Raw genomic sequence first — 23,875 nt, 5'->3', positions numbered from 1 at the left:
CGGTTCCGCCCTTTGTTTTGGTGCATGAGGCGCCTCGCAGGAAACAAGAACAATGCCCGACAAGGTCCTGGTCTATTCGCGCTTTCCCAAGGCTCAGCTGACCCGCTTCGGCGAGCGCTACGAAATCCTCAACGCAGCCGGCCAGCGGCCGGACGAGGCGTTCGCGGCCGGTGATCTCGCCGATATCAGAGCCATGATCGCCGCCGGTGGCGCGCCGCTTGGCGGCGAGGTCATGGACACGCTGCCAAATCTTGGCGCCATCGTCTGCTACGGCACTGGTTATGATGGCATCGACCTCGCCGCAGCGGCCCAGCGCGGCATCGCGGTCGGCCACAGTCCGGGCGCCAATGCGGCCTCGGTCGCCGACATCGCGGTGACCTTGATGCTGGCGGCGGTGCGGCGCCTACCGGTGGCCGACAATTATGTCCGCAGCGGCGACTGGGCCGGCCGCAAGCCGTCGCCGATGATGCGGCCGCAGGCCGGCATGCGCGGCCGCAAGGTCGGCGTCTACGGCATGGGCGAGATCGGCCGCAAGATTGCTGCGCGCGTCGCCGCCTTCGAGACGGAAATCGGCTATTTCAGCCGCACCAGATACGACGACCTGCCGTATCACTATCTGCCGAGCCTTGCCGCGCTCGCCGACTGGTGCAGCGTGCTGATGATCGCGGTCCGCGCCGGCGCCGACAACGTCAATGCGGTCGACGCCGACATCCTGCGCCGGCTCGGCAGCGACGGCTTCGTGGTCAACATCGCGCGCGGCTCGGTCATCGACGAGCCGGCGCTGGTCGCAGCACTGACCGACGGAACTATCGCCGGCGCCGGGCTCGACGTGTTCACCAAGGAGCCGCACGCGCCGGATGCGCTGACTGCGCTGCCCAAAGTGGTGCTGGCGCCGCATCTCGGCGGCCACACGCTGGAATCGCACGTCGCGATGCAGGACTGCGTGCTCGCCAATCTCGAGGCGTTCTTCGCGGGAAGACCGCTCGCTTATCCGGTGGCCGCACGCTCCAACTGATCACCAATCAGTTTCGCCGCGGCGCATGGCGCAGCTTGTCGGGATTGCGGACCAAATAGATCGCCGCGATCCGGTTGGCCTCCGCGTCGATTGCGAGGCTGAGGGTGTGGTCGATCTCTCCGTCAAGATAGACCAGCGCGCCGACGCTCCCGTTGATCAACCTGGGCTCGATGCGGATATCGTTGCCGGAGTTCTTGGCGGCAATGCCGAGTATGAAGCGGATGATCCGCTCGGCCCCGGTGATCGGGTTGAGCGCCGCGAGCTTGCGGCCGCCGCCGTCGGTGATGGCGATGGCGTCCTCGCGCAGCAGGCCGGCCAGGGCGGAGACGTCGCCGCTGGCCGCGGCTTCACAGAATGCGGTCAGCAGCCTTGCATGGACCTCGGGCGGCTCGACCGGGACGGGGCGGCTGTCGCGGACGGTTCGGCGGGCCCGCGCCGCGAGTTGCCGGCAGGCAACCTCGCTGCGGTCGAGCGTGCGCGCCACTTCCGCGAACGGCCGGTCGAACACGTCATGAAGCAGGAACGCGGCGCGTTCGAGCGGGGTGAGGCAGTCGAGCGCCAGCATCAGCGCAAAGGAGAGATCGTCGGCGAGCTCGGTGGCGGCCTCGGCGGAAAGACTCTCGTCGAATACGGGCTCGGGCAGCCACGCGCCGACATAAACTTCGCGCTGGGCGTGGGCACTTTTCAGCCGGTCCAGGCAGAGCCGGGTCACCACCGTGACCAGGAAGGCTTCGTTGTTCCGCACGTCCTGAGCCGTGGCGAAGCGCAGATAGGCGTCCTGCACCACGTCCTCGGCATCGCCGCGGCTGCCGAGCATGCGATAGGCGAGCCCGATCAGCCGTGCGCGATACGGCCCCAACGGGTCGGCTTCAGGCGGCCTGCTTGATGACATCGATCTGATGGCCTGCCACGGTCAGGCGCCGGCATTCCTTGGCGTAGCCGAGCGCCAGCTTCATCATGGGGAATACACGGCTCATTTGCACCGCCATCGCGAGGTCGATGACGCTTTTCTCGCCCCAGCGGGCGCGGACCGCCTCGCGGCAGGCGTCATCGTCGATCGATCGCCGCACGATCGCATCGGCGAGGCGGAAGCCGAGCGCCGTGTCGGCCGTCATGGCAGCGACGTTGCGCCCGGCAACGGCGGCGACCTGCTCCTTGGCCATCCCGGCCTCGATTGCCATGTCGACGACCAGTTGGGCGCACGGGCCGCAGTCCTCGGCCATCGCGCCGGTGAGCTTGGCGGCAAAGTAGGCCTCGACGGGCACGACCTCGCGATGCGAGGCCGCCTTTGCCAGCGCGGCGAACTTGAAGAACGCGCTCGGCGATTGCTTCAGCATCATCTCGAGATAGCTCGTGTCGTAGCCGTAGCGCCTGGATGTGGCGCGCAGAATGCGGCGCGCGATGAAACTACGCATGTCGTTGTTCTCCTGGAGTTGGCAAGGCGGCGTAGAGGGCGAGGGCGGCAGGCAGGATGACCGCCATCAGGTCCGAGGCCGCGTGGCGGTGATGGCCCGCGACGATCATTGCGAGATGAAGCAGGCCGTGACCGGCCAGAAACGCGGCGCCGATGGCGGCTGCCGGCCAATACGCCGCCCGCCAGGCCCGTGCCGCCAACCCGAGCCCGGCCGCCATGAAGGCGATGCCGACGTCCTGCACAAAGTGCGGGTTAAACGGCCCCGTATCAGCTGCGCCGGGAACAAGCGTCCACCATCGGGGACCGGCCGTCAGCATGACGAGTCCGTTGGTGAAATTGAAGACGGCGAGAATTCCTGCGATCGTTCGTTTCATGTAGACCTCCAGCGCTCAGACGAGCGACACGGCAGGAGCGTGACGCCGACAGGGAGAAATTTTCGCCGGGCTTGTGGGTCGCGGAACTGGTCTGAATTTTGCTCTTGGCAAACCGGGCGAGACCGGCTACACAGCCCCTTCCGGGCGTGCTGGCACTTGCTGGCATGTCCGTGCTCGCATTCCGAAAACCTGAGACGATAGGAGATCATTCCTTTCCGCATGCCCGCAAGGATGCTCGAAAGGAAGGAAACCCGTCGCTCTCATGGAATGTGCGCAGGGGCCTTCAGCGTGCTGAAGTGCCTCGATCCTGTCCAAGACTGCAGGCGCCCGCGAGAACTTCGTGTTTTCAACGGCTTAATCGCATGGCCTGCATAGACGGGTGAAGACCGGATTTTTGCACTTCAAGTCGCCCTATGTTCGCGGCTGAAGGCTGATTTGGTTCGAACCTCGACAGCCCGGGGCCGCAAGGCTTTGGGAGGGCAGGCTTCTAGATGTCGTCTTGCCCGGCGTGTCCTGGGGGTCTCGGCCCCCAGGGATCAGGTTTTGGGCAGGACGATGGGTGCAACCCGGCGGTCCTGCCTCGCGGAAAGGCCGCCAACCGGAGAGAGCTTGCTGTGGAACGAGCGGCAAAAAAAGAGGCGGTCGAACAGCTCAACGAGGTCTTCAAGACCACGGGCGTCGCGATCGTTGCTCACTATTCCGGCCTCACCGTGGCCCAGATGCAGAAGCTGCGTTCGCAGATGAAGCAGGCGGGCGCGTCGGTGAAGGTCTCGAAGAACCGTCTCGCCAAAATTGCTCTTGAAGGCACTGACGTCGCTTCCATCGGTTCCCTGCTGAAGGGGCCGACCGTGATCGCTACTTCGAACGATCCGGTTGCGGCGCCAAAGGTTGCCATCGAATTCGCCAAGGCGAACGAGAAGTTCGTCATCCTCGGCGGCTCGATGGGTAAAACCGTCCTGAATGTCGACAGCGTGAAGGCGCTCGCCTCACTGCCGTCGCTCGACGAACTGCGCGGCAAGATCGTGGGCCTCATCGTGGCGCCGGCGACCAAGCTCGCTCAGCTGTCCAACGCGCCCGCGGCCAAGCTCGCACGCGTCATTCAGGCTCATGCCTCAAAGAGCGAAGCGGCCTGACCCCTTCGCTAATCTCAAACCTGGTTCGAACCAAACGTTTAAGGAAATAGATCAATGGCTGACTTGCAGAAAATCGTCGACGACCTCTCGAGCCTCACCGTGCTCGAAGCCGCCGAACTCGCCAAGCTCCTCGAAGAGAAGTGGGGCGTCTCCGCCGCTGCCGCCGTCGCGGTGGCCGGCCCGGCTGGTGGTGGTGGCGCTGCCGCTGCTCCGGCTGAAGAGAAGACCGAGTTCACCGTCGTGCTGGCTGCCGCCGGCGACAAGAAGATCGAGGTCATCAAGGAAGTCCGCGCCATCACCGGTCTCGGCCTGAAGGAAGCCAAGGACCTGGTCGAAGGCGCTCCGAAGCCGGTCAAGGAAGGCGTCAACAAGGAAGAAGCCGACAAGCTCAAGGCCCAGCTCGAGAAGGCTGGCGCGAAGGTCGAGCTCAAGTAATGCGCGATCCGGGAGCGCTTCGCGGCGCTCCCGGGCCATGCAAACGGTGTGCGACAGGACGTCGCGTCGCGCGCTGGACACAAGAAAGTGTGGGGATGCGTGGACTTAACCCTCGAATCTCCATTATTGCCTCCCCATATCGGGTCGGCAGCGGAAAAACACGGTCGGCGGCGGGAACGGCAGGGTTCTCGGCGTAAGCCGTTGGGAGACAGTCAGATTTCGGGCTTTTTCAGTCCGTGAAGCGGAACGTTCGGACGGGCGGGTGCAGTGATGCGCCCCGCGCGTCGTTTTGCGTTTTGGAGAATCGCAGGATCGGGTTGGGGAATTAATTCCTGAACTCTGGCTTCGTTCCTTCGAGACGATGCGAAATTCAACCCGGGGCCGATGGCAGTCGCGTCCCGGAAGGTTCGCCCCACAAAGGCGACGAAAATGAGAGGCCACGATGGCGCAGCAGACATTCACCGGTCGCAAACGCGTACGCAAGTTTTTCGGTCACATCAAGGAAGTCGCCGAGATGCCGAACCTCATCGAGGTTCAGAAGGCGTCCTACGACCAATTCCTGATGGTCGACGAGCCGGCCGGCGGTCGGCCGGACGAGGGCCTGCAGGCCGTGTTCCGTTCGGTGTTCCCGATCTCGGACTTCTCCGGCACCTCGATGCTGGAATTCGTCCGCTACGAATTCGAGCCGCCGAAATATGACGTCGACGAGTGCCGCCAGCGCGGCATGACCTTCGCTGCGCCGCTCAAGGTGACGCTGCGCCTCATCGTGTTCGATATCGACGAGGAAACCGGCGCCAAGTCGGTGAAGGACATCAAGGAGCAGGACGTCTACATGGGCGACATTCCGCTCATGACGATGAACGGCACCTTCGTCGTCAACGGCACCGAGCGCGTCATCGTCTCGCAGATGCACCGTTCGCCCGGCGTGTTCTTCGACCACGACAAGGGCAAGACCCATTCGTCCGGCAAGCTCTTGTTTGCCGCGCGCGTGATTCCGTATCGCGGTTCCTGGCTCGACATCGAGTTCGACGCCAAGGACATCGTGTTCGCGCGCATCGATCGCCGCCGCAAGATCCCCGTGACCTCGCTGATGTACGCGCTCGGTCTCGACGGCGAGCAGATCCTGTCGACGTTCTACAAGAAGATCACCTACAAGCGGACCAAGGAAGGCTGGCGCGTGCCGTTCGACGCCAACCGCTTCCGCGGTTATTCGACCATCAACGACCTGATCGACGCCGACACCGGCAAGGTGGTGCTCGAGGCCGGCAAGAAGCTGACCGTGCGCAGCGCGCGCCAGATGCAGGAGAAGGGCCTCAAGGCGCTGCGGATGTCCGACGAGGAGCTCGTCGGCAACTACCTCGCCGAGGACCTCGTCAACCCGAAGACCGGCGAGATCTACGCCGAGGCCGGCGAGGAGATCACCGAGAAGTCGCTCAAGGTGCTCAACGAGCAGGGCTACAAGGACCTGCCGCTGCTCGACATCGACCACGTCAATGTCGGCGCCTACATCCGCAACACGCTGCATGCCGACAAGAACATGACGCGTGAGGACGCGCTGTTCGACATCTACCGGGTGATGCGTCCGGGCGAGCCGCCGACGCTGGATTCGGCGCAGGCCATGTTCCAGTCGCTGTTCTTCGACTCAGAGCGCTACGACCTGTCCGCGGTCGGCCGCGTCAAGATGAACATGCGCCTCGAGCTCGATGCGCCCGACACCCACCGCACGCTGCGCAAGGAAGACATCCTGGCGGTCATCAAGACCCTGGTCGACCTGCGTGACGGCAAGGGCGAGATCGACGACATCGACCATCTCGGCAACCGCCGGGTGCGCTCGGTCGGCGAACTCATGGAGAACCAGTACCGCATCGGTCTGCTCCGCATGGAGCGCGCCATCAAGGAGCGCATGTCGAGCGTCGACATCGACACCGTGATGCCGCAGGACCTGATCAACGCCAAGCCGGCGGCCGCCGCCGTGCGTGAGTTCTTCGGCTCCTCGCAGCTGTCGCAGTTCATGGACCAGACCAACCCGCTGTCGGAGATCACCCACAAGCGGCGCCTGTCGGCGCTTGGCCCGGGCGGTCTGACCCGCGAGCGCGCCGGTTTCGAGGTGCGCGACGTGCATCCGACGCATTACGGCCGCATCTGCCCGATCGAGACGCCGGAAGGTCCGAACATCGGCCTGATCAACTCGCTGGCGACGTTCGCGCGCGTCAACAAGTACGGCTTCGTGGAAACTCCCTATCGCAAGATCAAGGACGGCCGCGTCACCGACGAGGTGGTCTATCTGTCGGCGATGGAGGAGGGCCGCTACCGCGTCGCGCAGGCCAACGTGCCGCTCGATGCCAAGGGCCGCTTCACCGAGGACCTGATCGTGTGCCGTCACGCCGGCGAAGTGCTGCCGATCACGCCGGACAAGGTCGACTACATGGACGTGTCGCCGAAGCAGCTGGTTTCGGTCGCCGCGGCGCTGATCCCGTTCCTCGAGAACGACGACGCCAACCGCGCGCTGATGGGCTCGAACATGCAGCGCCAGGCGGTGCCGCTGGTTCGCGCCGAGGCGCCGTTCGTCGGCACCGGCATGGAAGGCGTGGTCGCCCGTGACTCGGGCGCGGCGATCGCCGCGCGCCGCTCGGGCGTGATCGACCAGATCGACGCCACCCGCGTCGTGATCCGCGCCACCGAGGATCTCGATCCGACCAAGTCGGGCGTCGATATCTACCGGCTGATGAAGTACCAGCGCTCCAACCAGTCGACCTGCATCAACCAGCGTCCGCTGGTGAAGGTCGGTGACATCGTCAAGAAGGGCGACATCATCGCGGACGGTCCGTCGACCGATCTCGGCGAGCTCGCGCTCGGCCGCAACGTGCTGGTCGCGTTCATGCCGTGGAACGGCTACAACTTCGAAGACTCGATCCTGCTCTCCGAGCGGATCGTGAAGGACGACGTCTTCACCTCGATTCACATCGAGGAGTTCGAGGTGATGGCCCGCGACACCAAGCTCGGTCCTGAGGAAATCACCCGCGACATTCCGAACGTCTCGGAAGAAGCGCTGAAGAACCTCGACGAAGCCGGTATCGTCTACATCGGTGCGGAAGTCCGCGCCGGCGACATCCTGGTCGGCAAGATCACGCCGAAGGGCGAGAGCCCGATGACGCCGGAAGAGAAGCTGCTGCGCGCCATCTTCGGCGAGAAGGCCTCCGACGTCCGCGACACTTCGCTCCGCGTGCCCCCGGGCGTGCAGGGCACCATCGTGGAAGTCCGCGTGTTCAACCGCCACGGCGTCGACAAGGACGAGCGTGCGCTGGCGATCGAGCGCGAGGAGATCGAGCGTCTGGCCAAGGACCGCGACGACGAGCAGGCGATCCTGGACCGCAACGTCTACAACCGCCTCGCCGAGCTCCTGGAGAACCGCCAGGGCATCGCCGGCCCGAAGGGCTTCAAGAAGGACACCAAGATCACCCGCGCGGTGCTCGACGAGTATCCGAAGTCGCAGTGGTGGCTGTTCGCCTCGCCGAACGACAAGCTGATGGCCGAGATCGAGGCCATGCGGAAGCAGTACGACGAGTCGAAGAAGGGCCTCGAGCAGCGCTTCCTCGACAAGGTCGAGAAGCTGCAGCGCGGCGACGAGCTGCCGCCCGGCGTGATGAAGATGGTCAAGGTCTTCGTCGCGGTGAAGCGCAAGATCCAGCCCGGCGACAAGATGGCCGGCCGCCACGGCAACAAGGGCGTGGTGTCGAAGATCGTGCCGATCGAGGACATGCCGTTCCTCGAGGACGGCACGCATGCCGACATCGTGCTCAATCCGCTCGGCGTGCCCTCGCGCATGAACGTCGGCCAGATCCTGGAGACGCATCTCGGCTGGGCCTGCGCCGGCCTCGGCAAGCGCATCGGCCAGACCATCGACGCCTTCTATCAGAGGCAGGATCTCAAGCCGCTGCGCGAGACCCTGAAGAAGATCTACGGCGAGGATGAAACCATCAAGTCGCTGAACGACGACGAGCTGCTCGAGCTCGGCCGCAACCTCAGCCACGGCGTGCCGATCGCCACCCCGGTGTTCGACGGCGCCAAGGAGACGGACATCGAGGAGATGCTGAAGCTTGCCGGCTTCGACGCCTCCGGCCAGTCGACCGTCTATGACGGCCGTACCGGCGATCCGTTCGATCGCAAGGTGACGATGGGCTACATCTACATGCTCAAGCTGCACCATCTCGTGGACGACAAGATCCACGCGCGTTCGATCGGTCCGTACTCGCTCGTCACCCAGCAGCCGCTGGGCGGCAAGGCGCAGTTCGGCGGCCAGCGCTTCGGCGAAATGGAGGTCTGGGCGCTCGAAGCCTACGGCGCCGCCTACACGCTGCAGGAGATGCTGACGGTGAAGTCGGACGACGTCGCCGGCCGTACCAAGGTGTACGAGGCGATCGTGCGCGGCGACGACACCTTCGAGGCCGGTATTCCGGAATCGTTCAACGTGCTGGTCAAGGAAATGCGCTCGCTCGGCCTCAACGTCGACCTGCACAATTCCAAGGTGGGACCGGCGTCGACGTCCGAGGCGGCCGAGTAACGCCAGCGATTTACGCCCGGCGCGAAAGCGCCGGGTCTTCGCGCCCCGCTCGGACGTTGAGCAGGGCGCGGGCTAATGAAAGTTTCGAATTTGCTGCCGGTGACGATCGGCACGCGAGGAGAAGACCATGAACCAAGAGATTATGAATCTTTTCAATCCGACGACGCCGGCCCAGGTCTTCGACCAGATCCGGATCTCGATCGCGTCTCCGGAGAAGATTCTGTCGTGGTCCTACGGCGAGATCAAGAAGCCGGAGACCATCAACTACCGCACCTTCAAGCCGGAGCGCGACGGCCTGTTCTGCGCGCGCATTTTCGGGCCGATCAAGGACTACGAGTGCCTGTGCGGCAAGTACAAGCGGATGAAGTACAAGGGCATCATCTGCGAGAAGTGCTCGGTCGAGGTGACGCTGTCGCGCGTCCGCCGCGAGCGCATGGGCCACATCGAGCTGGCCGCGCCGGTCGCCCACATCTGGTTCCTGAAGTCGCTGCCGTCGCGCATCGGCCTCCTGCTCGACATGACGCTGAAGGATCTCGAGCGGATCCTCTATTTCGAATACTACGTCGTGCTTGAGCCCGGCCTGACCGCGCTGAAGGACCGTCAGCTGCTGTCGGAAGACGAGTATCTGAAGGCGCAGGACGAGTACGGCCAGGATTCCTTCACCGCCATGATCGGCGCCGAAGCGATCCGCGAGCTGCTCAAGGGTCTCGAGCTCGAGAAGCTCGAGGCGACGCTGCGTGCCGACATGGCGGAGACCGACTCCGACATCAAGCACAAGAAGCTCGCCAAGCGTCTGAAGATCGTCGAGGCGTTCCGCGTCTCCGGCAACAAGCCGGAGTGGATGATCATGACGGTCATCCCGGTGATTCCGCCGGACCTGCGTCCGCTGGTGCCGCTCGACGGCGGCCGCTTCGCGACCTCTGATCTCAACGACCTCTACCGCCGCGTCATCAACCGCAACAACCGCCTGAAGCGGCTGATGGAGCTGCGTGCGCCGGACATCATCATCCGCAACGAAAAGCGCATGCTGCAGGAGGCCGTCGACGCACTGTTCGACAACGGCCGCCGTGGCCGCGTCATCACCGGCGCCAACAAGCGTCCGCTGAAGTCGCTCGCCGACATGCTGAAGGGCAAGCAGGGCCGGTTCCGCCAGAACCTGCTCGGCAAGCGCGTCGACTATTCGGGCCGTTCGGTGATCGTGGTCGGTCCCGAGCTGCGCCTGCATCAGTGCGGCCTGCCGAAGAAGATGGCGCTCGAGCTGTTCAAGCCGTTCATCTATTCGCGGCTCGACGCCAAGGGCCTGTCCACCACGGTGAAGCAGGCCAAGAAGCTGGTCGAGAAGGAGCGTCCGGAGGTCTGGGATATCCTCGACGAGGTGATCCGCGAGCATCCGGTGCTGCTCAACCGCGCCCCGACGCTGCATCGCCTCGGCATCCAGGCGTTCGAGCCGGTGCTGATCGAGGGCAAGGCGATCCAGCTGCACCCGCTGGTCTGCGCCGCCTTCAACGCCGACTTCGACGGCGACCAGATGGCCGTGCACGTTCCGCTGTCGCTCGAAGCGCAGCTGGAAGCGCGCGTCCTGATGATGTCGACCAATAACATCCTGCATCCGGCGAACGGCCAGCCGATCATCGTGCCGTCGCAGGACATCGTGCTCGGCCTCTACTACGTCTCGATCATGCGCGAAGGCCTGCCCGGCGAGGGCAAGATCTTCGGCGACATGGCCGAGCTCGAGCACGCACTGCATTCGAAGGTCATCCACCTCCACACCAAGATCAAGTACCGGTGGGAAGGCCTCGATGAGGAAGGCAACAAGTCGAAGCGCTGGATCGAGACCACCGCGGGCCGCGTCATGCTCGGCAACCTGCTGCCGAAGAGCCAGCGGATCTCGTACGACATCATCAACAAGCTGATGACCAAGCGCGAGATCTCGGGCGTCATCGACCAGGTCTACCGTCACTGCGGCCAGAAGGAGACGGTGATCTTCTGCGACCGCATCATGGCGCTCGGCTTCTACAACGCGTTCAAGGCCGGCATCTCGTTCGGCAAGGACGACATGGTCGTGCCGCACGGCAAGTGGAAGATCGTCGACTCGACCCGTACGCTGGCGAAGGATTTCGAGCAGCAGTACAACGACGGCCTGATCACCCATGGCGAGAAGTACAACAAGGTCGTCGACGCCTGGTCGAAGGCGACCGAGGAAATCGCCAAGGCGATGATGAAGGAGATCTCCGCGACCAAGAAGACGGCCAGCGGAGCCGATGCCGACATCAACTCGATCTACATGATGGCGCACTCCGGTGCGCGTGGTTCGCCGGCGCAGATGCGCCAGCTCGCCGGCATGCGCGGCCTGATGGCCAAGCCGTCGGGCGAGATCATCGAGACGCCGATCATTTCCAACTTCAAGGAAGGTCTGTCGGTGCTCGAGTACTTCAACTCGACCCACGGCGCCCGCAAGGGCCTCGCGGACACCGCGTTGAAGACCGCGAACTCCGGCTATCTGACCCGCCGTCTGGTCGACGTGGCGCAGGACTGCATCATCACGCAGACCGACTGCGGCACCACGCTCGGCATCAAGATGCGCGCCATCGTCGATGCCGGCACGGTCGTCGCGTCGCTCGGCTCGCGCATCCTGGGCCGCGTGGCCTGCGATGACGTGCGCGATCCCGCCACCAACAGCGTGGTCATCAAGCGCGACACGCTGATGGAGGAGAGCCACGTCGACGCGATCCAGCAGGCCGGCATCCAGGAAGTGAAGATCCGCTCGGCGCTGACCTGCGAGCTGATCAACGGCATCTGCGCCAAGTGCTACGGCCGCGATCTGGCCCGCGGCACGCCGGTCAACCACGGCGAGGCGGTCGGCGTCATCGCGGCGCAGTCGATCGGCGAGCCCGGCACCCAGCTGACGATGCGCACGTTCCACATCGGTGGCGCGGCGCAGCTCAACGAGCAGTCGTTCGTCGAATCGAACTTCGACGGCAAGGTCGTGATCAAGAACAAGGCCATCGCCCGCAACAGCGAAGGCAATCTGGTCGCGATGGTGCGCAACATGGTCGTTGCGATCGTCGATGCCGATGGTGCCGAGCGTGCAACCCACCGTATCCAGTACGGTTCGAAGATGCACGTCGACGAGGGCGACATGGTCAAGCGCGGCCAGCGCATCGCCGAGTGGGATCCTTATACCCGCCCGGTGCTGAGCGAGGTCGAGGGCACGATCGGGTTCGAGGACCTGGTCGAGGGCCAGTCGATCTCGGAAACGCTCGACGAATCGACCGGTATCGCCAAGCGCGTGGTCATCGACTGGCGCTCGACCCGCGGCGGTGCGGACCTGCGTCCGGCCATCGTGGTCAAGGGCAAGGACGGCAAGGTGATGAAGCTCGCGCGTGGCGGCGATGCCCGCTACATGCTGTCGGTCGACGCCATTCTGTCGGTCGACATCAACGCGAAGGTGATGCCCGGCGACATCCTGGCGCGTATCTCGACCGAGAGCGCCAAGACGCGTGACATCACCGGCGGTCTGCCGCGGGTGGCCGAACTGTTCGAGGCTCGCAAGCCGAAGGACGCGGCGATCATCGCGGAAACCGCGGGCACCATCCGCTTCGGCCGCGACTACAAGAACAAGCGCCGCATCTCGATCGAGCCGATGGACAAGACCGAGGAGCCGCGCGAGTACCTGATCCCGAAGGGCAAGCACATCCATCTGCAGGACGGCGACATCGTCGAAAAGGGCGACTTCATCGTCGAAGGCAACCCGGCGCCGCACGACATCCTGGCGATCAAGGGCATCGAGGAACTCGCTGCCTATCTGGTCAACGAAATCCAGGAGGTCTACCGGTTGCAGGGCGTGCTCATCAACGACAAGCACATCGAGGTGATTGTTCGTCAGATGCTGCAGAAGGTGGAGGTCACCGATCAGGGCGACACCGACATGATCTCGGGCGAGCAGGTCGACAAGATCGAGTTCGACGCGATCAACACCAAGACCAAGGAGGAGGGCAAGAAGCCCGCCACGGGAACGCCGGTTCTGCTCGGCATCACCAAGGCGAGCCTGCAGACCCGTTCCTTCTTCTCGGCGGCGTCGTTCCAGGAGACCACGCGCGTGCTCACCGAAGCTGCCGTCAACGGCAAGGTGGATCCGCTCGAGGGCCTCAAGGAGAACGTCATTGTCGGCCGCCTGATTCCGGCCGGCACCGGCGCCTCGATGGCGCGGATCCGCGAAGTCGCGGTCAAGCGCGACAAGCTGATCCTCGACGAGCGCGAGAAGCAGCAGGCGGCGATCGTGCCGACGGCCCCGGAAGCGGAGCCGCTGGCGCTGCCGCCCGCGGAATAGGCACCCGCAAGACTACGGTACTGAGCGAGAAGGCCGGCGTTGTGCCGGCCTTTTTGCTGCTTTCTTTGCTTGCTGCGATGCAGGGACGCACTTTGTTCATCTTTCCTTCAGCCGCAAAAGCGCTTTTGCTAGGCTGACTTGTGCTAGCCCGACTTGGGCTGGACTGACCTGGACCGGCTGAAGACAGATCCGGAGACGACGGATTTCATATGCTTGACTTGGCTATCGTTGGCGGGGGCCCCGGGGGGCTGATGAGCGCCTGGTACTTGAAGCGTAAGCTCGGCGACCTCTGCCGGATTACGATCTTCGAGGCATCGGACCGGCTCGGCGGCAAGGTCCTCACGCGCAAATTCGAGACCGCGCCGGCGATGTACGAGGCCGGCGTCGCCGAGATCTACGATTACTCGATGACCGGCCCCGATCCGCTGCGCGAATTGATCCAGCATTTCGGCCTGCAGACGATTCCGATGGACGCCGAGCAGGTGCAGCTCGACGGCGAGCTGCTCGCCGACGTGCCCGGCATGCGCCGCAAATACGGCGCCAAGACCGCGGCCGCGATCGAGGCATTCCGCGAGCGCTGCGCCAGGCTGGTGTCGCCGAACGAATATTACGAAGGCATCGGCGCCCACGACAACGAACATCCCTGGGCCTACAAGACCGCCGAGCAGGTGCTCGACGAGGAGGTCAAGGACGACATCGCCAAGCGCTTCTTCAAGGTGATGGCGCGCTCCGACATCGCGACCGAGACCCACAACACCAACGGCCTCAACGCGCTGAAGAACTTCGTGATGGACGTCGACGGCTATATCGGCCTGTACTCGATCCAGAACGGCAACGAGCAACTGATCGAGTGCCTGCGCTCGGAGGTCAACGCCGACATCCAGCTCAACCATCGCGTGCTCAAGGTCGGCAAGACCGAGGCCGGCCGCTACCAGCTCAACATGATGAACGGCAAGGGGCCGGAGACGCGCGACTTTGACCTCGTGCTGGTCTGCCTGCCGCATTCCTGGCTCGCCACCATGCGCTGGGACGGCGAGCAGCTGCGCCAGTCGATGGTCAAGCACGTCGCCTATTTCGATCGTCCCGCGCATTATCTGCGCGTCTCGATCCTGTTCGACGAGCCGTTCTGGGGCGAGAAGATCCCCGGCGCCTGGTTCATGTCGGAAGCGTTCGGCGGCTGCTGCGTCTACAACGAGGGCGCGCGCCACGACGTCGGCAAGCACGGCGTGCTGAACTGGCTGATCGCCGGCTCCGACGCGCTGGCCTTCGCCAATCTCAGCGACCAGGAGCTGATCGACGCCGCGCTGAAGTCGCTGCCGGCCGCGCTCGGCGATGCGCGCGCGCATTTCCTCGAAGGCAAGACCCATCGCTGGCTGTCCTCGGTCAACGCGCTGCCGGGCGGCCTGCCGGTGCGCGACGTCATGACCAACCACCGCCCCGAGCCGAAGCAGCATCCGGGCATCGTGGTGGTCGGCGACTATCTGTTCGATTCGACGCTCAACGGGCTGCTCGACTCCTCCGACGCCGCGACCGACATCATCGTCACCGAGATGATGCGGCTGCGCCGCGCCCAGCGGGCGGAGACGACGGGCGTGTCCGACAAGATCGACCGCAGCTATTTCGAGAACTACCGCGGCGCCGGTCCCTACGGCGAGGTCTGGCGCAGCTTCACCGATCCCGCCTATCTGACCGACCTGATCAAGACGGTCTGGAGCAGGGCGAAGGGCTACAAGCTGTTGGTCGCCGGCTCCGCCTCTGGCGAACTCGTCGGCGCGCTGCGCGAGCGCGGCATCGATGCCTGGGGCATCGAGAACAACCGCTACATCCACGGCAAGACGCCGAAGGCGCTCCGCAAGTACAACAAGCTCGGCTCGATCGCCGACATGCCGTTCAAGGACGACGAGTTCGACTTCGTGTTCGAGACCTCGCTGTGCCATCTCGGCGAAAAGCAGGTGGTGCGCGCGGTGCGCGAGCTCAACCGCGTGGTCAAGACCGGCCTCGTGTTCGGCTCGGTGACCTCGGACATGGCGCCGGGCTTGATCGACCGCTACGACCTGTTGCGCGGGGTGAAGAAGCTCGGCACCTGGTGGGAGTGGTCGGAGCTGTTCTTCGGCAACGGCTTCGACCTGTCGATGCATCGCCGCGACACCACCGACGCGGTGTGGGCGCTGACCCTTGCCGCCAACAAGGGGCCGGGCCAGTGGTACGCCGACGCAGACAGCCTGCGTTATTCGTTCTTCGACAAGGTCGACGACGCCGACGACGATTAGCGGCCGCGCCGCGCGGCCTCGCGTCAACAAACTGTCAAGCCGCGAAGCGGCTGAGGATGCGTTGAGTGGCCTGCGCCGCGATCACCGGCCGCCGGTCCAAACGCTTTGCCTGACGCATCGTGATCGCATAGGATCGCCGCCGCGGCGTTCGGCCGTCTGCGATTTCGCGTAGCGGTCATGCCGGCCGTGGAGCATCGGTTGGTTTCATGGCGCCAAAGCCTCCTGCATCTGACGACCCGAAACCGGCTGCCGCCGACGATCCCGAGCTGAAGAGGAAGCTCGCGGCGGGCGACGCGCCCGCGGCGGCGGCCTCGGCCAAGCCTGCCGCGAGGCCGGCCGACGATGACGACGACGAGGATGAGGACGACGAGCTCGAGCTCGACGACGATGATGACGACGAGGATCTCGTCGTCTTCACCGCCCAGGAAGCCGCCGGTGCGCTCTCCACGCTGTTCAGCTTCGTCAGGCCGCTGCTGGCGAACTACCGGAAGCCGCTCGCCTTCGTCGCCTTCGGCGTGCTGGTCGAGACGTTGTTCAACGTCATCATGCCGCTCAGCCTCAAGTTCCTGATCGACGACGCGCTCGGCGAGGAAGACTTCCAGGCGCTCTACAAGATCCTCGGCGTGCTGGCGGTGGCCGGCATCGTCACCTCGATCATCGCGGTGTGGTACGAGCGCTGGGATGCGCGGCTCGCCGCCGGCATCATCGCCGACGTGCGGACACGGATTTTCGAGCACGTCCAGAACCTGCCGTCGGCGTATTTCGCCCGCACCAAGCGCGGCGAGATCCTGTCGCGCTTCTCGATCGACCTCTCGGCGTTCGAGGGCTCGGTCAAGACCTTCGCCAACAGCGCGGCGCTGCCGTTCCTGGAACTGATCGCCGGCATCATCCTGATGCTGTTTTTGAACTGGCAGCTCGCCGCGGTCGCACTGCTGATCTTCCCGATCACGCTGATCGGCCCGCGCATCCTCACTCCGAAGGCGGTGCAGGCCAATTACGAGCAGAAGCAGAACGAGGCGGCGCTGCTGGCGACGGTGCAGGAGAACGTCGCCGCGCAGGCGGTGGTCAAGGCGTTCAACCTGCAGCGCCGCGCGCTCGGCTGGTTCACCCTGCGCAACCGCGACGTCCGGAACAAGGCGGGCTCCGCCATGTTCCTGTCGACCATGGTGGAGCGCACCGTCACCATCTCGGTGCTGTTGCTGCATCTCGTGGTGCTGGCGATCGGCGCTTACCTCGCGACCAAGGGCCAGATCACGGTCGGCACCTTCGTGACGTTCGAGAGCGCGTTCTGGGAGGTGTCGTACAACATCGCCCATCTGATGCATTTCATTCCGGTGTCGATCCAGTCAGCGGCGGCGGTGCAGCACATTCAGGAACTGCTCGACGAGCCGACGCGCGGCGCCGACCGTCCCGGCGCGCCGGATCTGCCGCGCATCACCAACGACATCAGCTTCGACCGCGTCACCTTTCAGTATGAGGGGGCGCAGACGCCGGTGCTCGACAATCTCAGCCTCAAGCTCAACGCCGGCAGGAGCATCGCAATCGTCGGCCCGAGCGGCTCCGGCAAGAGTACGCTGATCAACCTGATCCTGCGGCTCTACGTGCCGGACGAGGGCCGCGTCGCCATCGACGGCGTCGACGTCCGCCGGGTGACGCGGGAATCGCTGCGGGCCAGCATGGCGGTGGTGTTCCAGGAGAACATGCTGTTCAACATGTCGATCCGCGAGAACATCCGGCTCGGCAAGGAGGGGGCTGACGACACCGAGGTCGAGGACGCGGCGAAGAAGGCCGAGATCCACGGCTACATCATGAGCCTGCCCGAGGGCTACGACACGCCGGTCGGCGAACGCGGCGACACGCTGTCGGGCGGCCAGCGCCAGCGCATCGCGATCGCCCGCGCCATCATCCGCAATCCGTCGGTGCTGTTGCTCGACGAGGCCACCTCGGCGCTCGACCAGACCACGGAAGCCGCGATCAACCGCACGCTGCTCAACGTTGCAAAGGGCCGCACCATGATCTGGTCGACGCACCGCCTGACCTCGGTGGTCGAGATGGACGAGATCATCGTGATCTCGGGCGGCCAGGCGATCGAGCGCGGCTCACACGCCGAGCTGCTCGCCATGAACGGGGTCTATCGCAAACTCTGGGACGACCAGGGCCACGTCTCTCACAATGCCGATGACGGCGCCGTGGACGATGACGATGATGAAGAGGATGACGAGGACGAGGACGAGGAGGAGGACGACAACGAGGAGGAGGGCGACGACGCCGCGTGACCGTTCCACGGCGGCGATGACCCCGACGTCCGGCTGCGCAGCCGCCGCAGCCAACCGCGGCCGAGATAGCCGAAGAAGCGCGCCCAGCGCTGCGCCTCCCAGTAGGGCCCGCGGTCGATCGAGACCGAGCGGAAGCTGAACGCCTTGCCGTTCGACCAGGCGTCGCAGGCGGTCTTGAGCGGGTCGTCGTAGTACGCGTCGATCTTCTCCACCCCCATGCCGTCGGTTGCCAGCCAGGCCGGGATGTGGACGTTGCAGAGCTGGGCCACGTCGGTGAACACCTTGTCGGTGCCGGTGCCGGTGACCGGGCAGGTGGTCGCGAAGGCATCGCCCACCAGCACGAGGCCCGCCTGCCGATAGCCGGTGCTGACATAGAGGTCGGCCGGCCTGACCTTGATGTCGCCGCTGACATCGAACGCGCCGGTGAGCCGGCGCAGCCGCGGCAGCGCCGCGTTCAACGTCTCGACCGGATTGCGCCGCATGGTGCGCAGCCAGGGATCGTCGGCCGGGCGGTAGGTGAACAGGTTGGCGCGCGTCCGCTGTCCGACCGGAAACAGGGTGATGTAGGGAATAAGGTCGCTCGGCCGCTCCGAGAAATAGGTCATCGCCGCGAACGGGAAGGCGGGGCGGCCGACCGGCACCAGATCGAAGCCGATCGAGATCGAGTGGCAGTGGCTGGTGATCTCGCGCTCGATGCCCAGCATCCGCCGCAGCCCGACATTCAGGCCGTTGGCGAGCACCACAAGGCGCGCCGAGATCGTCTCGCCACTCGCCAGCACCAGCTTCTGCCGCTCAGTGCTGGTCGTGACCTCGACCACCTTGTCGCAGATGAACTCCGCCGGCCCCGAGATTTCGGTCCTGATGGCGCCGATCAGCGCGTCATACATGATGCCGTATTGCCGGCTCGGCTGCCGGTCGAGCAGGCGGCCGAATCGCGCGATCCAGTTCTCGCCGTCGAGGGTGGCCGAGCGCAGCACGGATTCGGCGATTCCGGTGCTGGCGAATCGGCCGAGCTGGACGTCGCCGCCGATCTTTTCGACGCGAAAATCGAATGGATAGACCTGATGCGGGTCGATCAGGAGGGTCGGAATCCCGGCACGTCCGAGCATCGCGGCGGCTGTCGAGCCCGCGAGACCTCCACCAATAATCGCGATGTCGGTGTACCGCATGAGGGGTTCCGCGCCGTCCGACCCTCCTTTTGCCCCGCGAATGGCAAATAAAGGCTTAGTTTTACCGGCGGTCTTAACGACGAAGCTGCCGAGTATTGTTTCTATCGATATTATATCCGGGTATAATACCGCAAAGCGGGCACTTGAGACTGGTCAACGGATAGGGCCGGCTGTCATAAATCGGCGGTGTGCCGGGCGTCGGCGAAATGCGAAATCCGCAAGCGGCAGAGGCGTTTCTTTACTTGTCGTTTTGCTTGACTTCACTATCTCTCGATTATACAAGGCCCGCACTTATCGACAGGCGGTGAGCAACGCCAGCGTCGGAACGGAACACCCTGACGGCTCTTTGTGGCGGGACGGGCACCAACCTCGACGAATGCCGCTCAAACGCTGTCGAATATAGCTAGGCAATGCCAGGACGACTTTAGTTCTCTTGAGCGAGTGCTCCTGAGAGTGAATTCGGATGCATGACCTCGGTGGCGGACTGAACAGCGAACGCTGATCGGTTCGGAATCGCGGTCCTCTGTGGCGTCGAAGCGCTTTCCGCTCAGCGATGAGTGGTTGGCGCGATTTCGCTTTGCGCGGGTGTTTGATTCGCGCGGGCGGGCCGTACGGGACGGCTGTTCCCGAGAAGAATTGGCGGAGCCATTCAAGGCTTCGCGAACTGAAGGGTGAAGGCTGCATGCCGACGATCAACCAGCTGATCGCAAATCCACGTGAAGTGCAGAAGTCGCGCAAGAAGGTGCCGGCGCTGCAGCAGTCGCCGCAAAAGCGCGGCGTGTGCACGCGCGTCTATACCACGACCCCGAAGAAGCCGAATTCGGCGCTTCGTAAGGTCGCCAAGGTGCGCCTGACCAACGGCTTCGAGGTGATCGGCTACATCCCGGGTGAAGGCCATAACCTGCAGGAGCACTCGGTGGTGATGATCCGCGGCGGCCGCGTCAAGGACTTGCCCGGCGTGCGTTACCACATCCTCCGCGGCGTGCTGGATACCCAGGGCGTCAAGAACCGTAAGCAGCGCCGTTCGAAGTACGGCGCGAAGCGTCCGAAGTAAGCGGGAACGATCAGATGTCGCGTCGCCATTCTGCTGAGAAGCGTGAAGTGAACCCGGATCCGAAGTTCGGGAACATCATCATCACGAAGTTCATGAACTCGATCATGTACGACGGCAAGAAGTCCGCCGCCGAAAGCATCGTCTATGGTGCGCTCGGCATCATCGAGGCCAAGACCAAGCAGAACCCGCTCGGCGTGTTCGAGCAGGCGCTCGAGAACGTGATGCCGACCATCGAGGTTCGCTCCCGCCGCGTTGGCGGCGCGACGTACCAGGTTCCGGTCGAAGTTCGCTCGGTGCGCCGTCAGGCGCTGGGCCTGCGCTGGCTGATCTCGGCCGCGCGCGAGCGTAACGAGAAGACCATGACGGAGCGGCTCTCGGCGGAGCTGCTCGACGCGTCGAACAATCGCGGCAACGCCGTCAAGAAGCGTGAAGACGTGCACCGGATGGCGGAAGCCAACCGCGCCTTCTCGCACTATCGCTGGTAACGGCGAAACTCGGATTCTGAGGAACAGCAAATGCCCCGCGTTCATGCCATAGAGAACTACCGCAACTTCGGTATCATGGCGCATATCGATGCCGGCAAGACCACGACCACCGAGCGCATCCTCTATTACACCGGCAAGAGCCACAAGATCGGCGAAGTGCACGAAGGTGCCGCGACGATGGACTGGATGGAGCAGGAGCAGGAGCGTGGCATCACGATCACCTCGGCTGCGACCACCGCGTTCTGGAACGGCAAGCGTCTGAACATCATCGACACCCCCGGCCACGTCGACTTCACCATCGAAGTCGAGCGTTCGCTGCGCGTGCTCGACGGCGCCGTTTGCGTGCTCGACTCCAACCAGGGCGTCGAGCCGCAGACCGAGACCGTTTGGCGCCAGGGCGACAAGTACAAGGTGCCGCGCATCGTCTTCGCCAACAAGATGGACAAGACCGGCGCCGACTTCTTCAAGTGCCTGTCCGACATCGTCGACCGCCTCGGCGCCAAGCCGATCGCGATCCAGCTTCCGATCGGCGCCGAGAACAACTTCAAGGGTCTCGTCGACCTCGTTCTCATGAAGGGCATCATCTGGAACGATGAATCGCTCGGCGCGAAGTTCGACTACGTCGACATCCCGGAAGACATGGTCGAGCAGGCCAAGGAATATCGCGAGAAGATGGTGGAAGCTGCCGTCGAGCTCGACGACGATGCCATGGCCGCCTATCTCGACGGCAAGGAGCCGGATGAGGCGACGCTGAAGCGGCTGATCCGCAAGGCGGTGCTGACCGGCGCCTTCTATCCCGTGCTGTGCGGTTCCGCGTTCAAGAACAAGGGCGTGCAGCCGCTGCTCGACGCCGTCGTCGACTACCTGCCGTCGCCGATCGACGTGCCCGCGATCAAGGGCACCGATGATGACGGCAACGAAGTCGTGCGCAAGGCGGACGACAAGGAGCCGCTGGCGCTGCTCGCGTTCAAGATCATGGACGATCCGTTCGTCGGCACCATCACGTTCTGCCGCATCTATTCGGGCGTTCTCGTCTCGGGCACCGGCGTGGTGAACTCGACCCGCGAGAAGAAGGAGCGTATCGGCCGCATGCTGCTGATGCATGCGAACAACCGTGAGGACATCAAGGAAGCCTATGCCGGCGACATCGTCGCGCTGGCGGGCCTGAAGGAAGCGCGCACCGGTGACACGCTGTGCGATCCCGACAAGCCGGTCATTCTTGAAAAGATGGAATTCCCGGAGCCGGTGATCGAAATCGCGATCGAGCCGAAGTCGAAGGCCGACCAGGAAAAGCTCGGCGTCGCGCTGGCGAAGCTCGCCGCGGAGGATCCGTCGTTCCGCGTGTCGACCGACCAGGAGTCCGGCCAGACCATCCTCAAGGGCATGGGCGAACTCCATCTCGACATCAAGGTCGACATCCTCAAGCGCACCTACAAGGTCGACGCCAACATCGGCGCGCCGCAGGTGGCGTTCCGTGAGCGCGTCACCAAGAAGGCCGAGGTCAAGTACACGCACAAGAAGCAGACCGGTGGTACCGGTCAGTTCGCCGAAGTGTCGATCATCGTGGAGCCGAACGAGCCCGGCAAGGGCTACGAGTTCGAATCCAAGATCGTCGGCGGTGCGGTGCCGAAGGAATACATCCCCGGCGTTGAAAAGGGCCTCAACAGCGTCATGGGTTCCGGCGTCGTCGCCGGCTTCCCGGTGGTTGACGTCAAGGTGCAGCTGGTCGACGGCAAGTATCACGACGTCGACTCCTCGGCACTGGCGTTCGAAATCGCATCGCGGGCTGCGTTCCGCGAGGCGCTGACGAAGGGCAAGTCCGTTCTGCTCGAGCCGATCATGAAGGTCGAGGTGGTGACCCCGGAAGACTACACCGGCTCGGTCATTGGCGACCTGAACTCCCGGCGCGGCCAGATCCAGGGCCAAGACATGCGCGGCAACGCCAACGTCATCAACGCGATGGTGCCGCTCATGAACATGTTCGGTTACGTGAACAACCTGCGCTCGATGAGCCAGGGTCGCGCGACCTTCACCATGCAGTTCGATCACTACGCCGAAGCTCCGGCGAACGTGTCGGCTGAAGTCCAGAAGAAGTTTGCCTGATTGTCGTTGACGGCAGTCAACGATTGAACGGAGAGTCAAATGGCCAAAGCTAAATTCGAACGTAACAAGCCCCACTGCAACATCGGCACCATCGGTCACGTCGACCATGGCAAGACCTCGCTGACCGCAGCGATCACCAAGGTGCTCGCAGAAACCGGCGGCGCGACGTTCACTGCCTACGACCAGATCGACAAGGCGCCGGAAGAGAAGGCCCGCGGCATCACCATTTCGACCGCGCACGTCGAGTACGAGACGACCAACCGTCACTACGCTCACGTCGACTGCCCCGGCCACGCCGACTACGTGAAGAACATGATCACCGGCGCCGCCCAGATGGACGGTGCGATCCTGGTCGTGTCGGCCGCTGACGGCCCGATGCCGCAGACCCGCGAGCACATCCTGCTCGCCCGCCAGGTCGGCGTGCCCGCGCTCGTCGTGTTCCTCAACAAGTGCGACATGGTCGACGATCCGGAGCTGCTCGAGCTCGTCGAGCTCGAAGTCCGCGAGCTGCTCTCGCGCTACGAATTCCCGGGCGACACCATTCCGATCATCAAGGGCTCGGCGCTCGCCGCCCTCGAAGACAAGGACAAGAAGCTCGGCCACGACGCCATCCTCGAGCTGATGAAGAATGTCGACGAGTACATCCCGCAGCCGGAGCGTCCGATCGACCAGCCGTTCCTGATGCCGGTTGAAGACGTGTTCTCGATCTCGGGCCGCGGCACCGTCGTCACCGGCCGTGTCGAGCGCGGCGTGATCAAGGTCGGCGAGGAAATCGAGATCGTCGGTATCCGCGACACCCAGAAGACCATCGTCACCGGCGTCGAAATGTTCCGCAAGCTGCTCGATCAGGGCCAGGCCGGCGACAACATCGGTGCGCTGCTCCGCGGCACCAAGCGCGAGGAAGTCGAGCGCGGCCAGGTGCTCTGCAAGCCGGGTTCGGTCAAGCCGCACACCAAGTTCAAGGCTGAGGCCTACATCCTCACCAAGGAAGAGGGCGGCCGTCACACCCCGTTCTTCACCAACTACCGTCCGCAGTTCTACTTCCGCACCACCGACGTGACCGGTGTCGTGCATCTGCCGGAAGGCACCGAGATGGTGATGCCGGGCGACAACATCGCGATGGAAGTGCACCTGATCGTGCCGATCGCGATGGAAGAGAAGCTGCGCTTCGCGATCCGCGAAGGCGGCCGCACCGTCGGCGCCGGCGTCGTCGCCGCCATCATCGAGTAACGGTGGATCAATCGAGATTGCAGCGG

The 23,875-nt window shown here is 64.2% G+C and carries 15 protein-coding genes; 11 read left to right on the top strand and 4 right to left on the bottom strand.

What is annotated here, in order from left to right:
* Positions 1-52 precede the first annotated feature (52 nt).
* Complete coding sequence (locus JQ633_RS21045; protein ID WP_211986992.1) at positions 53-1,015, top strand: 2-hydroxyacid dehydrogenase; 963 nt, start codon at positions 53-55, stop codon at positions 1,013-1,015.
* Positions 1,016-1,022: 7 nt separating this feature from the next.
* Here JQ633_RS21045 and sigJ read toward each other — a convergent pair whose 3' ends face one another.
* From sigJ to JQ633_RS21030, 3 genes are read right to left on the bottom strand one after another with little or no spacing between them, the layout of a single operon-like run.
* The gene (gene sigJ, locus JQ633_RS21040; RefSeq protein WP_211986991.1) at positions 1,023-1,907 is read right to left on the bottom strand and encodes an RNA polymerase sigma factor SigJ; all 885 of its coding nucleotides are present in this window, start codon (positions 1,905-1,907) and stop codon (positions 1,023-1,025) included.
* On the bottom strand, positions 1,885-2,430 hold the full coding sequence (locus tag JQ633_RS21035) for a hypothetical protein (protein ID WP_211986990.1): 546 nt from the start codon (positions 2,428-2,430) through the stop codon (positions 1,885-1,887). The genes sigJ and JQ633_RS21035 overlap by 23 nt, the downstream gene beginning before the upstream one ends.
* Positions 2,423-2,803, bottom strand: a complete 381-nt coding sequence (locus JQ633_RS21030) for a hypothetical protein (RefSeq protein ID WP_211986989.1) — start codon at positions 2,801-2,803, stop codon at positions 2,423-2,425. The genes JQ633_RS21035 and JQ633_RS21030 overlap by 8 nt, the downstream gene beginning before the upstream one ends.
* 614 nt (positions 2,804-3,417) lie before the next feature.
* On the opposite strand from JQ633_RS21030, the gene rplJ reads away from it, so the two are divergent.
* The 6 genes from rplJ to JQ633_RS21000 all read left to right on the top strand — a co-directional run bounded on the left by rplJ (position 3,418) and on the right by JQ633_RS21000 (position 17,808).
* Positions 3,418-3,936 carry a 50S ribosomal protein L10 gene (gene rplJ, locus JQ633_RS21025; protein WP_211986988.1) on the top strand — a complete coding sequence of 173 codons (519 nt, stop codon included), beginning with the start codon at positions 3,418-3,420 and terminating at the stop codon, positions 3,934-3,936.
* A 54-nt stretch (positions 3,937-3,990) separates the two neighbouring features.
* Positions 3,991-4,371: a 50S ribosomal protein L7/L12 gene (gene rplL, locus JQ633_RS21020; protein ID WP_211986987.1), complete on the top strand. Its 381-nt coding sequence runs from the start codon at positions 3,991-3,993 to the stop codon at positions 4,369-4,371.
* Positions 4,372-4,813: 442 nt separating this feature from the next.
* Positions 4,814-8,932, top strand: a complete 4,119-nt coding sequence (gene rpoB / locus JQ633_RS21015; protein ID WP_211986986.1) for a DNA-directed RNA polymerase subunit beta — start codon at positions 4,814-4,816, stop codon at positions 8,930-8,932.
* Between the two features lie 127 nt (positions 8,933-9,059).
* Entirely contained in the window at positions 9,060-13,262 is a 4,203-nt protein-coding gene (gene rpoC / locus JQ633_RS21010; RefSeq protein WP_211986985.1) for a DNA-directed RNA polymerase subunit beta', read from the top strand.
* A gap of 209 nt (positions 13,263-13,471) precedes the next feature.
* Entirely contained in the window at positions 13,472-15,532 is a 2,061-nt protein-coding gene (locus tag JQ633_RS21005) for an FAD-dependent oxidoreductase (RefSeq protein ID WP_211986984.1), read from the top strand.
* Between the two features lie 206 nt (positions 15,533-15,738).
* Positions 15,739-17,808 carry an ABC transporter ATP-binding protein gene (locus tag JQ633_RS21000; RefSeq protein WP_211986983.1) on the top strand — a complete coding sequence of 690 codons (2,070 nt, stop codon included), beginning with the start codon at positions 15,739-15,741 and terminating at the stop codon, positions 17,806-17,808.
* On the opposite strand, the gene JQ633_RS20995 is transcribed toward JQ633_RS21000, so the two are convergent.
* On the bottom strand, positions 17,700-18,977 hold the full coding sequence (locus JQ633_RS20995) for an FAD-dependent oxidoreductase (RefSeq protein ID WP_211986982.1): 1,278 nt from the start codon (positions 18,975-18,977) through the stop codon (positions 17,700-17,702). The two genes, JQ633_RS21000 and JQ633_RS20995, sit on opposite strands and share 109 nt — an antisense overlap.
* Before the next feature lie 682 nt (positions 18,978-19,659).
* Between JQ633_RS20995 and rpsL the strand changes: the two genes are divergently transcribed.
* From rpsL to tuf, 4 genes are read left to right on the top strand one after another with little or no spacing between them, the layout of a single operon-like run.
* Positions 19,660-20,031, top strand: coding sequence for a 30S ribosomal protein S12 (rpsL, locus tag JQ633_RS20990; protein ID WP_006611834.1), 372 nt, complete (start codon positions 19,660-19,662; stop codon positions 20,029-20,031).
* Positions 20,032-20,045: 14 nt separating this feature from the next.
* A complete protein-coding gene (gene rpsG, locus JQ633_RS20985; protein ID WP_211986981.1) occupies positions 20,046-20,516 on the top strand; it encodes a 30S ribosomal protein S7 in 471 nt (156 codons plus the stop codon).
* A gap of 30 nt (positions 20,517-20,546) precedes the next feature.
* Positions 20,547-22,619 (top strand): elongation factor G, encoded by a 2,073-nt coding sequence (gene fusA / locus JQ633_RS20980; protein WP_211986980.1) that lies wholly within the window; start codon positions 20,547-20,549, stop codon positions 22,617-22,619.
* A 39-nt stretch (positions 22,620-22,658) separates the two neighbouring features.
* Positions 22,659-23,849, top strand: coding sequence for an elongation factor Tu (gene tuf / locus JQ633_RS20975; protein WP_211986979.1), 1,191 nt, complete (start codon positions 22,659-22,661; stop codon positions 23,847-23,849).
* Positions 23,850-23,875 lie beyond the last annotated feature (26 nt).

The sequence above is a fragment of the Bradyrhizobium tropiciagri genome, assembly GCF_018130505.1.
GTDB lineage: Bacteria > Pseudomonadota > Alphaproteobacteria > Rhizobiales > Xanthobacteraceae > Bradyrhizobium > Bradyrhizobium tropiciagri_B.
This window is presented reverse-complemented; position numbering and strand designations above follow the sequence as displayed.

Excerpts from the sequence above, each read along its gene's own strand:
- sigJ (WP_211986991.1), bottom strand. The coding sequence starts at position 1,907 with ATGTCATCAAGCAGGCCGCCTGAAGCCGACCCGTTGGGGCCGTATCGC.
- rpsL (WP_006611834.1), top strand. The coding sequence starts at position 19,660 with ATGCCGACGATCAACCAGCTGATCGCAAATCCACGTGAAGTGCAGAAG.
- rpoB (WP_211986986.1), top strand. The coding sequence starts at position 4,814 with ATGGCGCAGCAGACATTCACCGGTCGCAAACGCGTACGCAAGTTTTTC.
- rpsG (WP_211986981.1), top strand. The coding sequence starts at position 20,046 with ATGTCGCGTCGCCATTCTGCTGAGAAGCGTGAAGTGAACCCGGATCCG.
- JQ633_RS20995 (WP_211986982.1), bottom strand. The coding sequence starts at position 18,977 with ATGCGGTACACCGACATCGCGATTATTGGTGGAGGTCTCGCGGGCTCG.
- JQ633_RS21030 (WP_211986989.1), bottom strand. The coding sequence starts at position 2,803 with ATGAAACGAACGATCGCAGGAATTCTCGCCGTCTTCAATTTCACCAAC.
- rplL (WP_211986987.1), top strand. The coding sequence starts at position 3,991 with ATGGCTGACTTGCAGAAAATCGTCGACGACCTCTCGAGCCTCACCGTG.
- tuf (WP_211986979.1), top strand. The coding sequence starts at position 22,659 with ATGGCCAAAGCTAAATTCGAACGTAACAAGCCCCACTGCAACATCGGC.
- JQ633_RS21045 (WP_211986992.1), top strand. The coding sequence starts at position 53 with ATGCCCGACAAGGTCCTGGTCTATTCGCGCTTTCCCAAGGCTCAGCTG.
- fusA (WP_211986980.1), top strand. The coding sequence starts at position 20,547 with ATGCCCCGCGTTCATGCCATAGAGAACTACCGCAACTTCGGTATCATG.
- JQ633_RS21005 (WP_211986984.1), top strand. The coding sequence starts at position 13,472 with ATGCTTGACTTGGCTATCGTTGGCGGGGGCCCCGGGGGGCTGATGAGC.
- JQ633_RS21000 (WP_211986983.1), top strand. The coding sequence starts at position 15,739 with ATGGCGCCAAAGCCTCCTGCATCTGACGACCCGAAACCGGCTGCCGCC.
- rpoC (WP_211986985.1), top strand. The coding sequence starts at position 9,060 with ATGAACCAAGAGATTATGAATCTTTTCAATCCGACGACGCCGGCCCAG.
- JQ633_RS21035 (WP_211986990.1), bottom strand. The coding sequence starts at position 2,430 with ATGCGTAGTTTCATCGCGCGCCGCATTCTGCGCGCCACATCCAGGCGC.